This is a genomic window from Anaerotignum faecicola, assembly GCA_024460105.1.
In the GTDB taxonomy this organism is placed as follows: Bacteria; Bacillota; Clostridia; order Lachnospirales; family Anaerotignaceae; genus JANFXS01.
Genome location: JANFXS010000001.1, coordinates 254,724 through 271,085, shown reverse-complemented (window position 1 = coordinate 271,085; position 16,362 = coordinate 254,724). Strand labels below are relative to the sequence as shown.

Annotated in this window: 14 protein-coding genes and 1 riboswitch; of the genes, 9 read left to right on the top strand and 5 right to left on the bottom strand. The window is 41.7% G+C overall.

The window, feature by feature from the left end; translation table 11 throughout:
* Positions 1 to 47 precede the first annotated feature (47 nt).
* Positions 48 to 1,025 carry a MoxR family ATPase gene (locus NE664_01205; protein MCQ4725280.1) on the top strand — a complete coding sequence of 326 codons (978 nt, stop codon included), beginning with the start codon at positions 48 to 50 and terminating at the stop codon, positions 1,023 to 1,025.
* Complete coding sequence (locus NE664_01200; GenBank protein MCQ4725279.1) at positions 1,026 to 1,889, top strand: DUF58 domain-containing protein; 864 nt, start codon at positions 1,026 to 1,028, stop codon at positions 1,887 to 1,889. It begins immediately after the preceding gene.
* Here NE664_01200 and NE664_01195 read toward each other — a convergent pair.
* Both NE664_01195 and NE664_01190 read right to left on the bottom strand, forming a co-directional pair.
* Positions 1,879 to 2,304 carry an acyl-CoA thioesterase gene (locus NE664_01195; GenBank protein ID MCQ4725278.1) on the bottom strand — a complete coding sequence of 142 codons (426 nt, stop codon included), beginning with the start codon at positions 2,302 to 2,304 and terminating at the stop codon, positions 1,879 to 1,881. The two genes, NE664_01200 and NE664_01195, sit on opposite strands and share 11 nt — an antisense overlap.
* 65 nt (positions 2,305 to 2,369) lie before the next feature.
* On the bottom strand, positions 2,370 to 2,540 hold the full coding sequence (locus NE664_01190) for a 4Fe-4S binding protein (GenBank protein ID MCQ4725277.1): 171 nt from the start codon (positions 2,538 to 2,540) through the stop codon (positions 2,370 to 2,372).
* A gap of 432 nt (positions 2,541 to 2,972) precedes the next feature.
* Between NE664_01190 and pdaA the strand changes: the two genes are divergently transcribed.
* From pdaA to NE664_01175, 3 genes are all read left to right on the top strand, one after another.
* Positions 2,973 to 3,968 carry a delta-lactam-biosynthetic de-N-acetylase gene (pdaA, locus tag NE664_01185; protein MCQ4725276.1) on the top strand — a complete coding sequence of 332 codons (996 nt, stop codon included), beginning with the start codon at positions 2,973 to 2,975 and terminating at the stop codon, positions 3,966 to 3,968.
* 128 nt (positions 3,969 to 4,096) lie between these two features.
* Positions 4,097 to 5,503: a glucose-6-phosphate isomerase gene (locus NE664_01180; protein MCQ4725275.1), complete on the top strand. Its 1,407-nt coding sequence runs from the start codon at positions 4,097 to 4,099 to the stop codon at positions 5,501 to 5,503.
* 4 nt (positions 5,504 to 5,507) lie between these two features.
* Positions 5,508 to 6,032, top strand: coding sequence for a transcription repressor NadR (locus tag NE664_01175; protein MCQ4725274.1), 525 nt, complete (start codon positions 5,508 to 5,510; stop codon positions 6,030 to 6,032).
* A gap of 905 nt (positions 6,033 to 6,937) precedes the next feature.
* Here NE664_01175 and purH read toward each other — a convergent pair.
* The 3 genes from purH to NE664_01160 all read right to left on the bottom strand — a co-directional run bounded on the left by purH (position 6,938) and on the right by NE664_01160 (position 11,409).
* Positions 6,938 to 8,494, bottom strand: coding sequence for a bifunctional phosphoribosylaminoimidazolecarboxamide formyltransferase/IMP cyclohydrolase (purH, locus tag NE664_01170; protein ID MCQ4725273.1), 1,557 nt, complete (start codon positions 8,492 to 8,494; stop codon positions 6,938 to 6,940).
* Positions 8,495 to 8,566: 72 nt separating this feature from the next.
* A riboswitch (ZMP/ZTP riboswitch) is annotated at positions 8,567 to 8,643 on the bottom strand.
* Positions 8,644 to 8,715: 72 nt separating this feature from the next.
* The gene (locus NE664_01165; protein MCQ4725272.1) at positions 8,716 to 10,053 is read right to left on the bottom strand and encodes an NCS2 family permease; all 1,338 of its coding nucleotides are present in this window, start codon (positions 10,051 to 10,053) and stop codon (positions 8,716 to 8,718) included.
* Positions 10,054 to 10,230: 177 nt separating this feature from the next.
* Positions 10,231 to 11,409: a hypothetical protein gene (locus NE664_01160; protein MCQ4725271.1), complete on the bottom strand. Its 1,179-nt coding sequence runs from the start codon at positions 11,407 to 11,409 to the stop codon at positions 10,231 to 10,233.
* A 162-nt stretch (positions 11,410 to 11,571) separates the two neighbouring features.
* On the opposite strand from NE664_01160, the gene NE664_01155 reads away from it, so the two are divergent.
* The 4 genes from NE664_01155 (at position 11,572) to NE664_01140 (ending at position 16,092) form a co-directional block, all read left to right on the top strand.
* Positions 11,572 to 12,642: a stage II sporulation protein P gene (locus NE664_01155; protein ID MCQ4725270.1), complete on the top strand. Its 1,071-nt coding sequence runs from the start codon at positions 11,572 to 11,574 to the stop codon at positions 12,640 to 12,642.
* A 29-nt stretch (positions 12,643 to 12,671) separates the two neighbouring features.
* Positions 12,672 to 13,079, top strand: a complete 408-nt coding sequence (locus NE664_01150; GenBank protein MCQ4725269.1) for a hypothetical protein — start codon at positions 12,672 to 12,674, stop codon at positions 13,077 to 13,079.
* 259 nt (positions 13,080 to 13,338) lie between these two features.
* Positions 13,339 to 15,198 (top strand): ATP-dependent zinc metalloprotease FtsH, encoded by a 1,860-nt coding sequence (gene ftsH, locus NE664_01145; GenBank protein ID MCQ4725268.1) that lies wholly within the window; start codon positions 13,339 to 13,341, stop codon positions 15,196 to 15,198.
* Between the two features lie 240 nt (positions 15,199 to 15,438).
* On the top strand, positions 15,439 to 16,092 hold the full coding sequence (locus tag NE664_01140; GenBank protein MCQ4725267.1) for an HAD hydrolase-like protein: 654 nt from the start codon (positions 15,439 to 15,441) through the stop codon (positions 16,090 to 16,092).
* The last annotated feature ends 270 nt before the right edge of the window (positions 16,093 to 16,362 follow it).

Here is a 16,362-nt window from a genome sequence, read left to right as displayed (position 1 = left end):
AATTATAGTAAAAAAACCGGTTAAAACCGGATTAAGGGCGGTGTACAATGGATTACAGCGAAAATGAAGTTAAAAATTTTGCCGAAGATTTCGGATTAATAGAAAATGAAATTTCAAAGGCCATAATAGGGCAGAAAGAAGTTATAAGAGGAGTCCTTACGGCAATGATTGCCGGCGGGAACGTTCTCCTTGAGGGCCAGCCTGGGCTTGGAAAAACACAGCTTGTTAAAACAATAGGACGCGCCCTTGATCTGGAATTTTCAAGGGTGCAGTTTACGCCGGATCTTATGCCAAGCGACGTTACGGGTACAAACGTAGTCGTTCAGGAAGACGGAAAAAACCGTTTTGAATTTAAAAAGGGGCCTGTTTTTTCAAACCTTCTTTTGGCTGATGAAATAAACAGGGCGACTCCTAAAACACAGAGCGCACTGCTTGAAGCAATGCAGGAAAAAACAGTTACAAGCGGCAATGAAACGTATAAATTGCCGGAACCGTTTTTTGTGCTCGCAACCCAAAACCCCATTGAGCAGGAAGGAACATATCCACTGCCGGAGGCGCAGATGGACAGGTTTATATTTAAAATTGACGTTGATTTTCCCACTAAGGACGAGTTGTATAAAATTGTTATGTTAACGACAGGATCGTCTTTTTCGGAAGTTAAAAAAGTATTTGACAGCGGCAAAATAATCAGGATGGGGAATATTGCAAAAGACGTCCCTGTTTCAAAGGCTGTCGGGGAATATATAATGGAACTTGTATTAAGGACGCATCCTGAATATGAAAATTCACCGGAATATATTAAAAAGTATGCGCGCTTCGGCTCGAGCCCGAGGGGGGCGCAGGCAATAATGGCGGCGGCAAAAATTACCGCCCTTTTAAAAGGAAGGTACAATGTTGCGTTTGATGATGTTAAAGACGCCGCGCTTAATTCATTAAGGCATAGGCTGTTTTTAAATTTTGAAGCCGTAACCGACGGCATAACAGCCGACGATTTGATCGGTAGGCTGTTAAAAGAGGGGTTTTAAATGAAAACGCTTTCTCAGGGCCTTACAAAAGGCTATATTGCTTTTTTGGAGCATTTTAATTTAAATATTTCAGGAAAAATGAGCATTGCCGCCATGACGGGCCAACGGAAAAGCGGCGCGAAGGGAACGAGCATAGAATATTCCGATTTCAGGCAGTACGTCCCGGGGGACGATATAAGAAGGATGGACTGGAACAGTTATGCAAGAAGCGGGAAGCTTATAACAAAAGTATCAATGGAGGAAAAACAGGCCGAAATTAATATATTCCTTGATCTAAGCCGTTCTATGGGGTTTTATGAGGATAAGGCGTTTTACGCAAAAATCATTGCGGCTTCATTGTCATACATAGCGCTTAAAAACGGCGATAAGGTTAATATTTACGGTTGGAGCGGCGGGATAAAAGAATGGCGGCTCAATAATTCCTCCAAGAACAGCTTTCCTAAAGTCGTTTCATTTCTTGAAGGATTGGAATTCGACGGCGTTACAAGCCTGAAAGAAACGGTATCGTCGGGCCTTATAAAAGGAATGAGGGGAATAAGCTTTATAATTTCCGATCTTTTTATCGACGGAGAGTTTGAGGGCGTAATCGATACGTTAAGATATAAAAAACAGGAAGTAAATGTTGTGCAGGTGCTTTCAAAAGATGAAGTAAATCCGCCTTTAGGCGGCAATCTATGTCTTACGGACTGTGAAACAGGAGAGCATAAGGATATTACTGTGTCCTTAGCTGTAATTGAAAGCTATAAAAAAGCTTTACTATCCATGCAGAACGGTATCGGGGAATACTGCAGAAAGAGCGGCGCGCGCTTTTCTGCCGTAAACACCGACATGCTTTTGCAGGAAACTTTAAAGATTATACTGTGATATAATTTTCCAATATCAAGGCTATTTCTTTATTATATTTTTTTATATTAACAGGCTTGAAACACTTATTCAGGAAACAATGTTCGGTTTCCCCTTCCGCATGGAGAATATTCGATGAAGATGAGCAAATTTTATATACCATTTTGAATTTGACGCCGTTATAGTCGGTTAATTTAACTGAAACTGTAACGGTATTTCCATATTCAACAGGTTTCTTATATTTGCATGATGCCGAAAGAACCGGGATTATAACGCCTTTTTCTTCTATAACGTCATAGCCCATACCTATTTTTTCAAGCATATCGGTTCTTGCTTCTTCAAACCAGCGCAGATAGTTTGAATGGTGTACTATCCCCATTTTATCCGTTTCATAATACTGGACTTTGTGAATATACGGTTCCGTTTGTTTATCCATAATTTCCTCCGAAAACGAAAAAAATCTTATACTGTGAAGTATAAGATTTTTATCATATAAGTAAATTAGATCTGCTTTGGTGAACCTACTGGACAGTTGCTTGCGCAAGCGCCGCAGTCGATGCAGCTAGCTTCGTCGATTTTGTAAACGCCGCCGTCCTCTGAAATGCAGCTTGTTGGACAGTCTGCAGCACAAGCGCCGCAGCCGATGCAGCTTGAATCAATCTGGTATGCCATTTGGAATACACCTCCTGAGTAAATAAATTAAATTATCAAGGCTTATTGTATATCAAAATACGCCTTAATGCAAGAAGAATTTTAAAAAAATATGATTTTAAATTTAGGTAGAAAATCATATCATAATATGTTAATATATTTTTATAGAAACAGTACGCATATAAAAGGGTTCCAACCAAAAAATCCATGTTTGAGAAAGAATTATTTGTGTTTTCATAAAATATTTTCATAACGGAAAAGTTATCTTAAATCATGTAAAAAATATAGGTTTAAGCATATTTTACCTGTTTTTATAATTTCAGCCGTTTAGTTTATGTAATTTTTAAGAATTTTTAAATGTATTTTTTTGTTTTATAGTATACCATTGTTATTATACGGAGTGTCGGCGTGATTATATCGGCTTGTTTTACAAAATGAGAAAGAGGTGTTTGTATGGAGATTTTTTCATCTTTGACGGCGGCGGCTTTGGCGGCCGTTATAAGCGTTTCTCCTGTCGGGGCGGCCGTCGGCGTCTGCAGTGAAACCGCTAAAGGCAGTGCGGCTCCATTTATGCAGGAAGCAACCCATGAAGGATATGAAGAGGCTGCGGAGGTTCCCGTAGTTTCGGCTGAAAATACTGCCGAAGAAACGGTTCAACTGCATGATACTGTTTTGCAAGAGGAGGAAGTCGGCGAACAGGACGCCGAAGAAACTGCAATGCCGCCGCAGCCCGAACAAAACAGCCCGCTTGTCGGATATAATGACAGCAAAAGCTGGTGGTTTAAAAGAAATACGGAAAAAGTGCCGCCTTCCGCACAGGGGGATATTAATATAAGCCAATATGGGGCATACTATTTAGGAGATGTAAGCCGCAAAGTTATATATCTTACGTTTGACGAAGGTTATGAAAACGGATGCACAAGCGAAATACTTGATATTTTAAAAGACAACGACGTTAAGGCGGCGTTTTTTGTTACAAAAAGCTATATAGAATCGGAACCGGAACTTGTTAAGCGTATGGTTGCGGAAGGCCATATCGTAGGCAACCATTCGGTAACTCACCCGCAGATGAGTTCCCTTACCGATGAAGAAATAGAAAATGAAATACTCGGATGCGCGCAATACTTTAAAGAAGTTACAGGGGAGGACATGCCCCCGTTTTTCAGGCCGCCTGAAGGGGAATACAGTATCAGGACCCTTGAAAAAACTCATGAGTTGGGGTACAAAACGATTTTCTGGAGTTTTGCGTACAAAGACTGGCTTGTAGACGACCAGCCGGGAGCGCAGGCGGCTTACGACTGGGTTATGGATTATACGCATAACGGATGTATAACTCTGCTTCATGCCGTAAGTACGTCTAATACTCAAGCGCTCGATCGTATACTAAAGGATCTGAAGGCCGAAGGATATGTTTTTGAAACCCTTTATGATCTGCCGGAAACAGAATAGAGCGGTTCAATACGTTTTCTTCCGTCTTATTTTGAAGTTTCGATTGTTTTTTATTTGGCCGTAACGGCGGCATATGTCTTGATTTAGGGCGTCTGTGCCCATTAAAAAATATTATGGGGGTTAGATGAATGGATAAAATTAGGCTTGATTTTAACAACATGATGACAGACTTCGTAGGGGAACACGGAATATGCGAAGGCGACATCAGAAAACTTGAGGGCAAAATTGACGCTGCAAAGAAAGCTATGAAGGATAAAAGGGAAACGGGAAAAATGGATTGGAGGGATCTGCCTTACAATCAAGATGAAGTTGTGGAGGAAATATTGCAGTATGTTAATGAGGTTAAAGACGATATAGAAGCTTTTGTTGTTTTAGGCATAGGCGGCTCCGCACTGGGGCCGATAGCCGTACAGCAGGCCATAAATCATCCGTATTATAATGAGCTTTCCCGTGACAAACGGAAAGGATTTCCAAAACTTTATGTCGCCGACAACGTAGATCCTGAAAAGCTTGTATATCTGTTTGACACAGTTGATGTGACAAAATGCCTTTTTAACTGTATTTCAAAAAGCGGGAGCACTTCCGAAACAATGAGCCAGTTTATGATTATAAAAGAAATGCTTGAAGAAAGACTGCCGAAGGAAGAAGCGGCAAAGCATATTGTCTGCACAACGGATAAGGTAAACGGCAATCTTATAAGGATGGCAAAAGAAGAAGGATATAAAACATTTTATATACCAAGCGGCGTAGGCGGGCGTTTTTCGGAACTTACCCCTGTGGGGCTGCTCCCGGCCGCTATGTGCGGTATCGACATTAAAGAACTTTTAAAAGGAGCGGCATATATGGATGAAATATGCAAGGAAGGGGATATTTACAAAAATCCCGCATACATGTTTGCCGTTTTAAGCTATATAGGAATGGGACAGGGGAAAAATATATCCGTTATGATGCCGTATGCCGACAGCCTTAAATACATTTCGGACTGGTATGCGCAGCTTTGGGCGGAATCTCTTGGCAAAAAGTACGATAATAACGGAAAAGAAGTTTATGTCGGCCAAACGCCCGTTAAAGCCCTCGGCGTTACGGATCAACATTCCCAGGTACAGCTTTATACAGAGGGGCCTTTTGATAAAATAATCGTTATTCTGGGCGTTGACGAATTTAAGGAAACAATAACCATACCTAAAATATACGGCGACATACCCAGCCTTGGTTTTCTAGGCGGCGTTACTCAAAACCAGCTTATTAAAACGGAGCAGACAGCCACAGAATATGCCCTTTTAAAAAGCGGAAAAACAAATATGACTATAACTCTTCCGAAAGTAAATGAGTTTACAATAGGACAGCTTCTTTACATGTTGGAGGTTGCAACCGGTTTTGCGGGTGAACTTATGGAAATAAACGCTTTTGACCAGCCGGGCGTTGAGGAAGGTAAAAACGCCACATATGCAATGTTCGGAAGGCCCGGATACGAGGAAAAGAAAAAGGAACTTGATGAGAGGCCGGCAAAAAAGGATAAGTATATTATCAGGTGATTAGATGGACAGCGGCAAAAGGAAAGAAGAAATTTTAAAAATACTGTCAGAAAGGGATTCGCCTGTCAGCGCATTGTCCCTGGCTCAAAAATTCGGCGTCACGAGGCAGGTTATAGTCAAGGATATGGCTGTTATAAAAGCGGGAAATAAAAATATAATTTCAACTGCCAGGGGGTATCTGCTCCATAAGCCTGATAATCAGGGGGTGAGCCGCACCGTTAAGGTATGCCATGGCGCGTCGGAGATCGAAAATGAGCTTAACTTAATTGTGGATCTAGGCGGGTATGTGGTTTCAACGGCTATTGAACACCCTGTTTACGGAATAATCGGGGAAACGCTGAATATAAAAAGCCGAAAGGACGTTAAAAATTTCCTTCACAAAATAGAGGAAACAGGATGCGAGCCGCTCCTTAGGTTGACCCATGGACGCCATATGCATATTATTGAGGCGGAAAACGAGGAGGGGCTTAACGACATTATTGAAGCCCTAAAACTAAACGGTTTTATTGACGGCGGGAACGAGGGTTAAATCACGGCCTAGGGAGCGGTTATATTGTTGAAAACAAGGCGCTGTATTTATATGCGGATTGTTTACCTTCCGGTTTACAATGGCATACATGCTGCACATAGTAAATTTTTCTGTGCTTCTGTGTTGCGAATACATGACTGAACTATCGAATTCCACTATAGGGAAGGCTCCGCGCCGTGATTCTCACGCGGTTTGCACACTTGCTTATGGACAAGCCTGCATATTTGCGCCTTGAGTAACAAAAATTGCTCCATGTGGAGTCAAAGAGTTGAAACGGCATTAGCGTTTTAGAGCAAGGAAAAAGTATGCGGAAGCCGCCGCGGCGTCAAATGCTTTTGGCGTTTCTATTATGCCGCCAATGCTGTTGTCGGCCGTGTTATGTCCTTGTAAATTGAAGGTAAGAATTATAAAATATTATAAAATAAAAAAGCTGAATTTTTTAACAGGATTTAAAGTGTTAAAAATTCAGCTTTTATTATGGCAAATTTTTGTATGTGCGGCTGTTTGCCTGATAAAAGCCACAGTATAGAGATATGTTGCGCAAAATAATTTGTTTCTGTGTAGTGGATTTTCGATATAATTATTCTTCGCCGAGTATGTAGGTAACTTTTATAGTGGAAATCTAAATTCTATATACGTTGGCGTTAAAAAACAAAATAATTATATTTGGACAAAGTATACGTTTACTTATTAAATTACATTCGGCTTATGGTTAACTCGAGTTTTGTATAGAAGTTTTTATGTTCTCATGTATGGAAAACGCTTGATTTTCTTCTAAGTTTATACATGCGAATAACAAAAACTTTTCCATACGGAACTTTCATGCCAATAAAAACTTAAATACAAGCTTACGGAATATATAAGCCTTATATGCTGTTTGCAGTGGGATTTAAATTCATTTGGCGTCAGTGCTTGAAATGCCTCATTCCGACGAATATCATGGCGATTCCGTGTTTGTTGCAGGCATCTATTGACAGCTGGTCGTTTACGGAGCCGCCGGGAGTTACAACGGCTGTTATGCCGGCTTTTGCACATTCCTCAATACAGTCTGGAAAAGGAAAGAATGCGTCGCTTGCCAGGCATGAACCTTTGACGGCGTTTTCGCCAAGGGAGTTAATACCATGGTCAATAGCCTGTTGGCATGCCCAAATCCTGTTTACCTGCCCGGGGCCTATGCCTATTGAACGCTTATTTTTTGCTATGGCAATGCCGTTGCTTTTTGTGTGTTTAACCATTTTAAAAGCAAATTTAAGGTCTTCCATTTCCTGAGGTGTCGGAGCTTTTTCTGTAACAACTTTTATGTCTTTGTCGTCAAAAAGTTTAACGTCGGCTTCCTGTATAAGTATTCCGCCGCTGACTTTCTTTAAATCAAGGGAACCTTCAGGCTGTTTGGCAGATATGTCTTTAAGTTCCAAAAGCCTTATATTTTTCTTTTTGCTTATTATTTCTACGGCTTCCTTTGAGAAAGAAGGAGCAATTACAATTTCAAGGAATATTTTTGATATTTCCTCGGCCGTTTCTTTGTCAATTTCGCGGTTTGCCGCTATTATGCCTCCGAAAATGGAAACCGGATCTGATGTGTAGGCTTTGACATACGCTTCATGTATTGTATCCGCGCTTGCAACGCCGCATGGATTTGCATGCTTGCATGCAACAACGGTGGGCTCGTCATATTCTTTCAGCAGCTCCAACGCTCCGTTTGTATCGTTTATATTGTTAAAAGAAAGCTCTTTTCCGTGAAGCTGTACTGCATTTGTAAGCATGCCTTTTGACAATCCTATTTCTTTGTAAAACGCAGCTTTTTGATGCGGATTTTCTCCGTAGCGCATATCCTGGACTTTTTCATATGTAAGGGATATTGTGTCCGGGAATCCTTCAATGCCGCTTTCTTTCATCATATAGTTCGCGATAAGCGAATCGTAGTGCGCCGTATGCATAAACACTTTGGCGCTTAAACGGAATTTGGTTTCGGGCCTGACATCGCCCGTTTCTTTAAGCTCGGCTATAATTCCGCTGTAGTCGGCAGGATCTACAATAACGGCGACGTCCTGGAAATTTTTTGCCGCCGCCCTTATCATAGTAGGGCCGCCTATATCTATATTTTCTATTGCTTCATGCCTTGTTACGCCTTCTTTTAGTATTGTTTGTTTAAACGGGTAAAGGTTAACGACAACCATATCTATTGTGTCTATGCCTAAGTTTTTAAGCTGTTCCATGTGTTCCTTGTTGTCCCTTACGGCGAGGACGCCGGCATGTATGGCCGGATGAAGCGTTTTGACCCTGCCGTCAAGACATTCGGGAAAATGCGTAACGTCGGAAATTCCCGTAACCTTTATCCCGGCAGCTTCAAGCGTTTTATGGGTGCCGCCTGTCGAAATAATTTCCCAGCCCATGGACGCAAGTTCCTTTGCAAATCCGATAATGCCTGTTTTGTCTGAAACGCTTAATAAAGCTCTTTTCATTCTAAAAACCCCCTTTTAATAATTAAATTTGCGGTTGTGAGCAAAAATAAGCCGCCGCCCGGGACGAAACAGTCAGTTTGCCCAGGCGGACGGCTTATAAGTCCATACTCCCGTGTGGTTGTCCACTTCCGCCAGTTATATGGATATTGTTTTATGCTTTTTACATTATTTTATATTTTTTATCTTTCCGCGTCAAGCCCTAAAGGAGTTATATATATGTTTTAAGCCGCGATAAGTTTTATGAAGAACAGTATTGCTATTACTACTATAACCGGGTTAAGTTCTTTTGCCCTGCCCGAAAGCGCTTTTAATAAAACGTATGAAATAACGCCAAATACAAGACCTTCGGAAATGCTGTATGCAACAACCATCATTATGATTGTTATAAAAGCGGGGAACCCTTCGGTATAGTCGGAAAAATCGATTTTTGTAACCGCTTCAATCATGAAAAGGCCTACTGTTATAAGTGCGGGAGTTGTTGCGAATGAAGGTATGGCCGTTATTATAGGCGAGAAGAAAAGGGCAAGCAGGAACAATACTGCCGTAACGGCGGATGTTAAGCCTGTGCGTCCGCCTTCCGCAACGCCTGAGGCGCTTTCAACAAATGTTGTTGTCGTTGAAGTTCCGAGTATGGCTCCCGCTGTGGTTGCAACGGCGTCAGCCATCAGCGCGCCTTTGATGCGCGGAAGTTTTCCATCTTTGTCAAGGTATCCCGCTTTTGTGGAAACGCCTATAAGTGTTCCGAGAGTATCGAAAAGGTCAACGAATAGGAATGAGAATACTACCGTGACAAATTCAAGTGAGAATATATTTGAAAAATCAAATTTGAAGAATATAGGCGATAATGAAGGCGGCATTGCTACGACTCCTCCCGGAAGGAGAGAATACGCGCCGGCTTCGGGATCGACAACATAAATTCCGGTAAACTGGCATATAATGCCAAGAGCGTAAGTTATAAGTATTCCCCATAAAAGGGCGCCTTTAATTTTTTTAATTACAAGTACGACAGTTATGATTGTGCCTATAAGGGCTAAAGCAACGGGCACGCTTTTTACGTCGCCAAGGCCTACAAGGGTCGAACCATTGTCAACAATAACTCCGGCGTTCTGCATGCCGATGAAAGCGATGTACAGCCCGATTGCAACTCCTGTCGCATTTTTAAGGGTTTTCGGTATCGAATTAAATATTGCCTCCCTTATATTTGCAGCCGAGAGGAGTATAAATATAATACCCTCGATTAATACGGCGGTAAGCGCCGTCTGCCATGAGTACCCGTACTGTAAAACTACTGTAAACGCAAAGTATGCGTTGAGGCCCATGCCGGGCGCCAGAGCAAACGGGTAGTTTGAGAAGAAAGCCATACAGAATGTGCCTAAAGCGGCAGCCAGTGCGGTGGCCGTTAAAAGAGCGTTGGGATCCATGCCTGTAGCGCTGAGAATACTCGGGTTAACAATGAGTATATATGCCATGGTCATGAATGTAGTTATACCTGCCGATACTTCAATTTTTGCAGTGGTTCCGTTTTCTTTCAGTTTAAATTGTTTTTCAAGAAACCCCATTTTTTATTTCTCCTTCCTTAGAAAAAAATATCAGTACATATGGATAATATCAGAGAAGGGGGAAAATGTCAAAATTTAATTTAACGGACGGAAGAAAGCGTGAGCGCAAAAAGCGCGGAAGCTTTCTGTTAGTTTGAAGCGTAAGCGTAAAATGAAATAGCAGAAGGCAAACGTTCGTTATGACTTTGGCGTAAAATTGTCTGCTTCAATATCGGCGGTAATATAAATTGAATTTTCATCGAATGACGTTTGCGGAAATTTAAAAGAATCCAGCAATATATAATCGTTGTTATACTGGAAACGTTCGAGGGAATTATACGAAAGCGGTATTCCCAGTTCCAGTATATCGCCGTTTACATATGCCTTTCCGTCCGAAATCAGTCCTTTAATCGGAAGTTTATAGTAACCGCTGTTTTCGGTAGAGGAATAGAGGGACGAGCTTTCAATATACTTATTGAACAGTGTTTCCTCCGTGGTTATGCGGTAGTCGTCGCTGGGCACGATTCGAGGCGCGGAAAAAGACAGATCCCTATCGCTGTAAATGACGCCTTTTACCTGAGGGAAAAGCGACAGGGAACTGTAAATATTTTCAAGCGTTTCACATGCTTCAACAAGGCTGTATGTGTGGTTTTTCGTATTATAGTGGCTTATTCCGAGAGCGGATATAATAATAGGCGTTTCGGGCCTCTTACGGCTTAAAGTATTTATGGCCGAGTATAATAATTCGGCCTTTCCGGCATATTGGTAATGTGACAGCCCTATATATCCAATAAGTTCGCTGTCAGGGAGATATTCGCTTTCAAAAGGGGCGTCGTCTGTTGATAAAGTACAAACAAGAACTGCATTGGGGGCGTATATGCCGAATATTTTTGCCGCGGTTGTCCAGTATTCTTTATAAGTTTCACTATGGCCGTAAAAGCTCGGATTCAACGGAAAAAGGTTTACTATAACGGGAGTGTTGACAGCGCTGAGCGATTTCGCTGTTTCCAGCAGTTCAAATGCCCCGGGAAGGTTTTCAAAATCCGTATTTATTGTTATGAACGGAGTTTTGGCGGCGGTCATACATTGAAGCAGGAAATATATCGGAACCGTTCTGCCTGCCGATAATGTAACCGCATACATATTGCTTCCGCTGAAAACGCGGTTAAGGTCAAGAGGGGTTTTATAGCCTGAGTACTGTGTGAGTTCTATTCCGGTAAACGGTTTAAAGGCTTTTGAGGACTCTGTTTTTATATATACGTCACATTCCGTTTGGCTTGGGACATTCATTGTTATGTCGACCGCCGAAGTTTCATTTTCCTGAGTATTACAGCCGGATAGGGAAAATATAATAAGTATCAGTAAAATTTTTTTCATTTGAGTTCTCCTTTTATTGATGAAAAAAAATTAACGGTTTTATTGCGGATACCGGATTTTATAATATATATAATGGTTGCCCTTTTTTTAAATTGGTATACCTTAATAAGTTTTACATATATTTATATTTATGACAGGACTTTTGATTTGGAGGCGGATAAAATGGCGCGTTACAGCGGCTTTCAGTATAAACGGTTTTTAAAAAATTTCACTGCCACGACGGCTGTTTTAACTGTTTTATCAGCCGGGACATATTATTTTGCAGGCCCAGGGAGGGCGGTTGCCACAGTAGTTATGGGACAAACTGTTTCCGAACAGGGCGGAGGAGAGGAAGCGGTTTTTGGTTTTAACGAGGGCGGCACATATTTTGAACAGAGTATTATTGATAAACAAGGATCAGAACCTGAAACTGAATTTATACATTCCTCAGAAACTAAAATTAATCTGACGGCCGAGGATCTGGAGAAGCTTAGCGATGTAAATTACCTGAAAAGCAATTTTTATATAGTTGATAAGCGGACAGACCTTTTGGAAGGTGATATTAACCCTCAGGAATTTTTAAATATGGATTTTACAATAGATAAAAATACGGAAGGGCCGAAAGTGCTTATATTCCATACGCATGCCAACGAAATGTTTGCCGACAGCGATCCGTCGAAAGGGATTACGGAGGGTATATACGGCGCGGGAGAAAGGCTTAAAGAAATTCTTGAAACAGAATACGGAATACCTGTGCTTCACCACGACGGACAATATGACGTTGTTGACGGCAAGGGGCAGATAACGGGGGCGTATGAAAGAATGGAACCTGATATACGCCGTGTTTTGCAAGATAACCCAACTATTGAAGTTGTTATAGATATGCACAGGGACGGGGTTAGGAGCGACGTACATCTTGTTGAAGAAGTAGGTGGCAAACAGTGTGCAAAAATAATGTTTTTTAACGGACTTTGCCGGCTTAATGAGGATGGCAAACTTGAAGATTTGACAAGCCTACCTAATACATATTTAAAGGATAACCTTGCCCTAAGCTTCAATATGCAGCTTATGGCAAACAGCATGTATCCGAATTTTACAAGGAAAGTTTATCTTAACGCTTACAGGTACAGCCTTCATATGGCGCCAAAAAGCCTGCTTATAGAGGTTGGGGCGCAAACGAATACAAAAGAAGAAATATTAAATTCCATGGAACCGCTTGCGGATATTTTGGCAAGGGTACTTTTGGAAGAATAAAAATTTTCGGCTGTAAAATAATAATCACTATGATTACAAGATTTATAATTTACGGCTTAATGGGATTTTTAATGGAAATATTATGGACCGGGCTGATATCGCTTTTGAAAAAAGACGTGAGCCTCAGGGCCTTCACATCGCTGTGGATGTTCTTTATCTACGGCATGGCGGTTTTTATGGAACCGGTATTTATTGCGTCTGGAGGGCTGCCGTTTTTTATAAGGGGGCTGATATATATGCTCCTGATTTTTTGCGCAGAATATTTAACCGGATATTTATTGGAAAGGAGTATAGGAAAATGCCCGTGGAACTATGAAGGCGCAGCTTTAAGCGTATACGGCCTGATACGCCTTGATTATGCACCGGTATGGTTTGCCGTGGGAATTATATACGAGAATGTATACTTTAATATTATGCCTTTAATTAATTTGCCTTAAAATCCTGCCGCCGTTAAAAATGGAACGTCTGGTTTTAAGGGCGGTATTTATCCGCGGCGTTATGTCATGGTGGGGATTTTAAAATCAAATGTGTGGGGAACTTTCAAACGCGCTTGTTTTGCTTCGGTTTTTTCGGCAGACTTATTGTAATTTTATTCGTATTAGATTAATATAAAATGATGAAGCATAAGCATGTACTATAAGCGGTTTTATATATTTTATTAAGTTCAAAAGCATGTTAATTAAAGGGGGAAATAAAATGCCAACGGGCCAAACGCCGGACAACGGCAAACCAAACGACACTATAAGCCTTATACGTTTTATGCTTATAGCGCTTTTTGTAACAAGTATTTTTAATATATTTCTCGCTTCAAATTCAACAAGAGCCATAACGGAAATACCATACAGCCAATTTGTGCAAATGGTTGAAGAGGACAAAGTTGAAGAGGTTGAAATCGGCGAGGACAGGCTTATTATTGCAGTTAAGCCGGGAACGGGATCTAAAACGGAAGTTAACGGACTTAAAAATCCGGAAAAGATGTATTACACGGGAAAGCTTGACGATCCGGCGCTTTATGAAAAGCTTGACGCACATGGCGTTACTTATTCAACGCCTGTAATAAATTCGTCGCCTATATTGGAATTTTTAACAACATGGGTTTTACCTTTTGTGCTTATATATGCAGTTTTCAGCATTTTTATGAAGAGCATGAGCAAGAGAATGGGCGGGGGGCCTATGGCTTTCGGAAAAAATAACGCAAAAATTTATGCGCAGAAAGAAACGGGCGTAACATTTGCAGACGTTGCGGGGCAGGAAGAGGCGAAAGAGAGCCTTCTTGAAATAGTGGATTTTCTTAACAATTCGGAAAAATATAAAAAAGTCGGTGCGAAGCTTCCGAAGGGCGCCCTGCTTGTGGGACCTCCGGGCACAGGAAAAACACTTCTTGCAAAAGCCGTTGCAGGCGAGGCAAAGGTGCCGTTTTATTCCCTTTCGGGTTCAGACTTTGTGGAAATGTTTGTCGGCGTGGGAGCTTCAAGGGTAAGGGATCTTTTTAAGCAGGCTGTCGAAAACGCCCCATGTATTGTATTTATTGACGAGATAGACGCAATAGGCAAAAGCAGGGACAATCAAATGGGTTCAAATGACGAGAGGGAGCAGACCTTAAATCAGCTTTTAAGCGAAATGGACGGTTTCGACGCGTCAAAAGGCGTTGTAATATTAGGCGCGACAAATAGGCCGGAAGTCCTTGACAAAGCGCTTTTAAGGCCGGGAAGGTTCGACAGGAGGGTTATTGTAGATAAGCCGGATCTGACTGGGCGGGAGCAAATATTGAAAGTACATGTTAAAGACGTTATACTTGATAAAGACGTGGATCTTCATCAGATTGCCCTTGCAACAAGCGGCGGGGCCGGCGCGGATCTTGCAAACATCGTTAACGAGGCCGCGCTTAGGGCTGTACGTTTGGGAAGGGATAAAGTAAACCAAAGCGATTTCCTTGACGCCGTTGAAGTTATAATAGCCGGCAAGGAGAAAAAAGACCGCATAATGAACGAAGAAGAACGTAAAATTGTCGCATACCATGAAGTTGGCCACGCTCTGGCAACAGCGCTTCAAAAGGACTCGCAGCCGGTTCAGAAGATAACGATTGTGCCGCGCACTATGGGAGCCCTCGGATACACGATGCAGATGCCCGAAGAAGAAAAATTCCTAATGAGCAAAGAAGAAATTTTGGCGCAGATTACAACTCTTCTTGCCGGGCGTACAGCGGAGGAAATTATATTCGGCACTGCAACAACAGGAGCGTCAAACGACATAGAGAGAGCGTCGTCGCTTGCAAGGAATATGGTAACGCAATACGGTATGAGCGAAAAATTTGATATGATGGGGCTTGAGAGCATACAGAATAAGTATCTTGACGGCAGGAGCGTTTTAACTTGTTCCGAAGCAACCGGGGCTGAAATTGACAGGGAAGTGCTTTCAATTATAACAGCGGCTCATAAAAAGGCGGCTGAACTTTTAAACGGCAACATTGATGCGCTTCACCGCATTTCAGAATTTCTTTTGGAGAAAGAAACTATCACCGGTGAAGAATTTATGAGGGTTTTAAAGGGAGAATAAATTTAACGCGGGGGCGTTATTCGGGCAGCGTTCTGAAATGGGTTCATAATTTATTTTTCAAGGATAAACATGGTTTTTCAGTTTTGATATAAGAAGCGATTGTTTCCGTTTGAGAGAATATATATTTTCTCAAACGGATTTTATTATATTTAAGAATTTTTTTGATTTGATTTTTTCGGTTTTTGAATTATAATAGTTTGTAATAAAAAATTTCCGGATACAGCCGATAGGAGAGGAAATATGGAAAAGTTAAAAAAAGACGTTGTATTGTTCGATTTGGACGGCACAATTATTGACTCCATGGATGGAATTATAAATGCAGTTAGGTACTGTTTTGAAAAAACGGGCAGGCAACCTGTGGAACCCGACGAGTTTCTGCCGTATATAGGCCCGCCTATTATAGGTACGTTTCAAAGCGTATATAAAATGACGCTGGAGGAAGCTGAAAAAACAATGGAATATTATCATGAATACTACAATGAAAAAGGCTGGAAAGAATGTCGTCTTTACAACGGCGTTGAAGAACTGTTAGCGGTGCTTAAGGCAAAGGGAAAAATAACGGGGCTTGCAACAAACAAGCCCAAGTATTATGCCGAAAGGATATTAAAGGATAAAGGAATAGACATATATTTTGACTATATCGGCGGGGCGGACCTTAAAAAGGGAATAACTAACAAGGCTCTTGTAATTGAAGATTGCCTGAAAGAGCTTAAAGTAAACAATAAGGACAAGGCGGTTTTGATAGGCGACAGGCGTTTTGACACTGAAGGAGCGGCCGCGGCGGGAATAGAATCGATTGGAGTTACATACGGATATGGAAGCCGTAAGGAGCTTGAAGATTTCGGCGCGGTTGTTGTTGTGGATACGGCTTATGAGGCGGGAGAATTGTTTTAAGAAAGCCGCCGCGTATTTGTGGAAGATTAAGTTTGTATATTTTATCCGCTACACTGGCAATAATAGCTTCGGTTTACAGGGGCACACACGCCACACAAGGAAAAATTTTCCCCATTTCCGAGTTGCATAAGCTTGTCATAGGATCGGCTATGCCGGCGCATATGCGCCTTGAACCGCAAAAAATTTTCCCCTTGTGAGGCCGGAGAGTTTCATCGTACGTTAGCGGCGCAAGAGCAAGGCAAAGACGGGGGTTCCTACGGCAAGCGGCTT

Excerpts from the sequence above, each read along its gene's own strand:
- NE664_01205 (MCQ4725280.1), top strand. The coding sequence starts at position 48 with ATGGATTACAGCGAAAATGAAGTTAAAAATTTTGCCGAAGATTTCGGA.
- NE664_01200 (MCQ4725279.1), top strand. The coding sequence starts at position 1,026 with ATGAAAACGCTTTCTCAGGGCCTTACAAAAGGCTATATTGCTTTTTTG.
- NE664_01195 (MCQ4725278.1), bottom strand. The coding sequence starts at position 2,304 with ATGGATAAACAAACGGAACCGTATATTCACAAAGTCCAGTATTATGAA.
- NE664_01190 (MCQ4725277.1), bottom strand. The coding sequence starts at position 2,540 with ATGGCATACCAGATTGATTCAAGCTGCATCGGCTGCGGCGCTTGTGCT.
- pdaA (MCQ4725276.1), top strand. The coding sequence starts at position 2,973 with ATGGAGATTTTTTCATCTTTGACGGCGGCGGCTTTGGCGGCCGTTATA.
- NE664_01180 (MCQ4725275.1), top strand. The coding sequence starts at position 4,097 with ATGGATAAAATTAGGCTTGATTTTAACAACATGATGACAGACTTCGTA.
- NE664_01175 (MCQ4725274.1), top strand. The coding sequence starts at position 5,508 with ATGGACAGCGGCAAAAGGAAAGAAGAAATTTTAAAAATACTGTCAGAA.
- purH (MCQ4725273.1), bottom strand. The coding sequence starts at position 8,494 with ATGAAAAGAGCTTTATTAAGCGTTTCAGACAAAACAGGCATTATCGGA.
- NE664_01165 (MCQ4725272.1), bottom strand. The coding sequence starts at position 10,053 with ATGGGGTTTCTTGAAAAACAATTTAAACTGAAAGAAAACGGAACCACT.
- NE664_01160 (MCQ4725271.1), bottom strand. The coding sequence starts at position 11,409 with ATGAAAAAAATTTTACTGATACTTATTATATTTTCCCTATCCGGCTGT.
- NE664_01155 (MCQ4725270.1), top strand. The coding sequence starts at position 11,572 with ATGGCGCGTTACAGCGGCTTTCAGTATAAACGGTTTTTAAAAAATTTC.
- NE664_01150 (MCQ4725269.1), top strand. The coding sequence starts at position 12,672 with ATGATTACAAGATTTATAATTTACGGCTTAATGGGATTTTTAATGGAA.
- ftsH (MCQ4725268.1), top strand. The coding sequence starts at position 13,339 with ATGCCAACGGGCCAAACGCCGGACAACGGCAAACCAAACGACACTATA.
- NE664_01140 (MCQ4725267.1), top strand. The coding sequence starts at position 15,439 with ATGGAAAAGTTAAAAAAAGACGTTGTATTGTTCGATTTGGACGGCACA.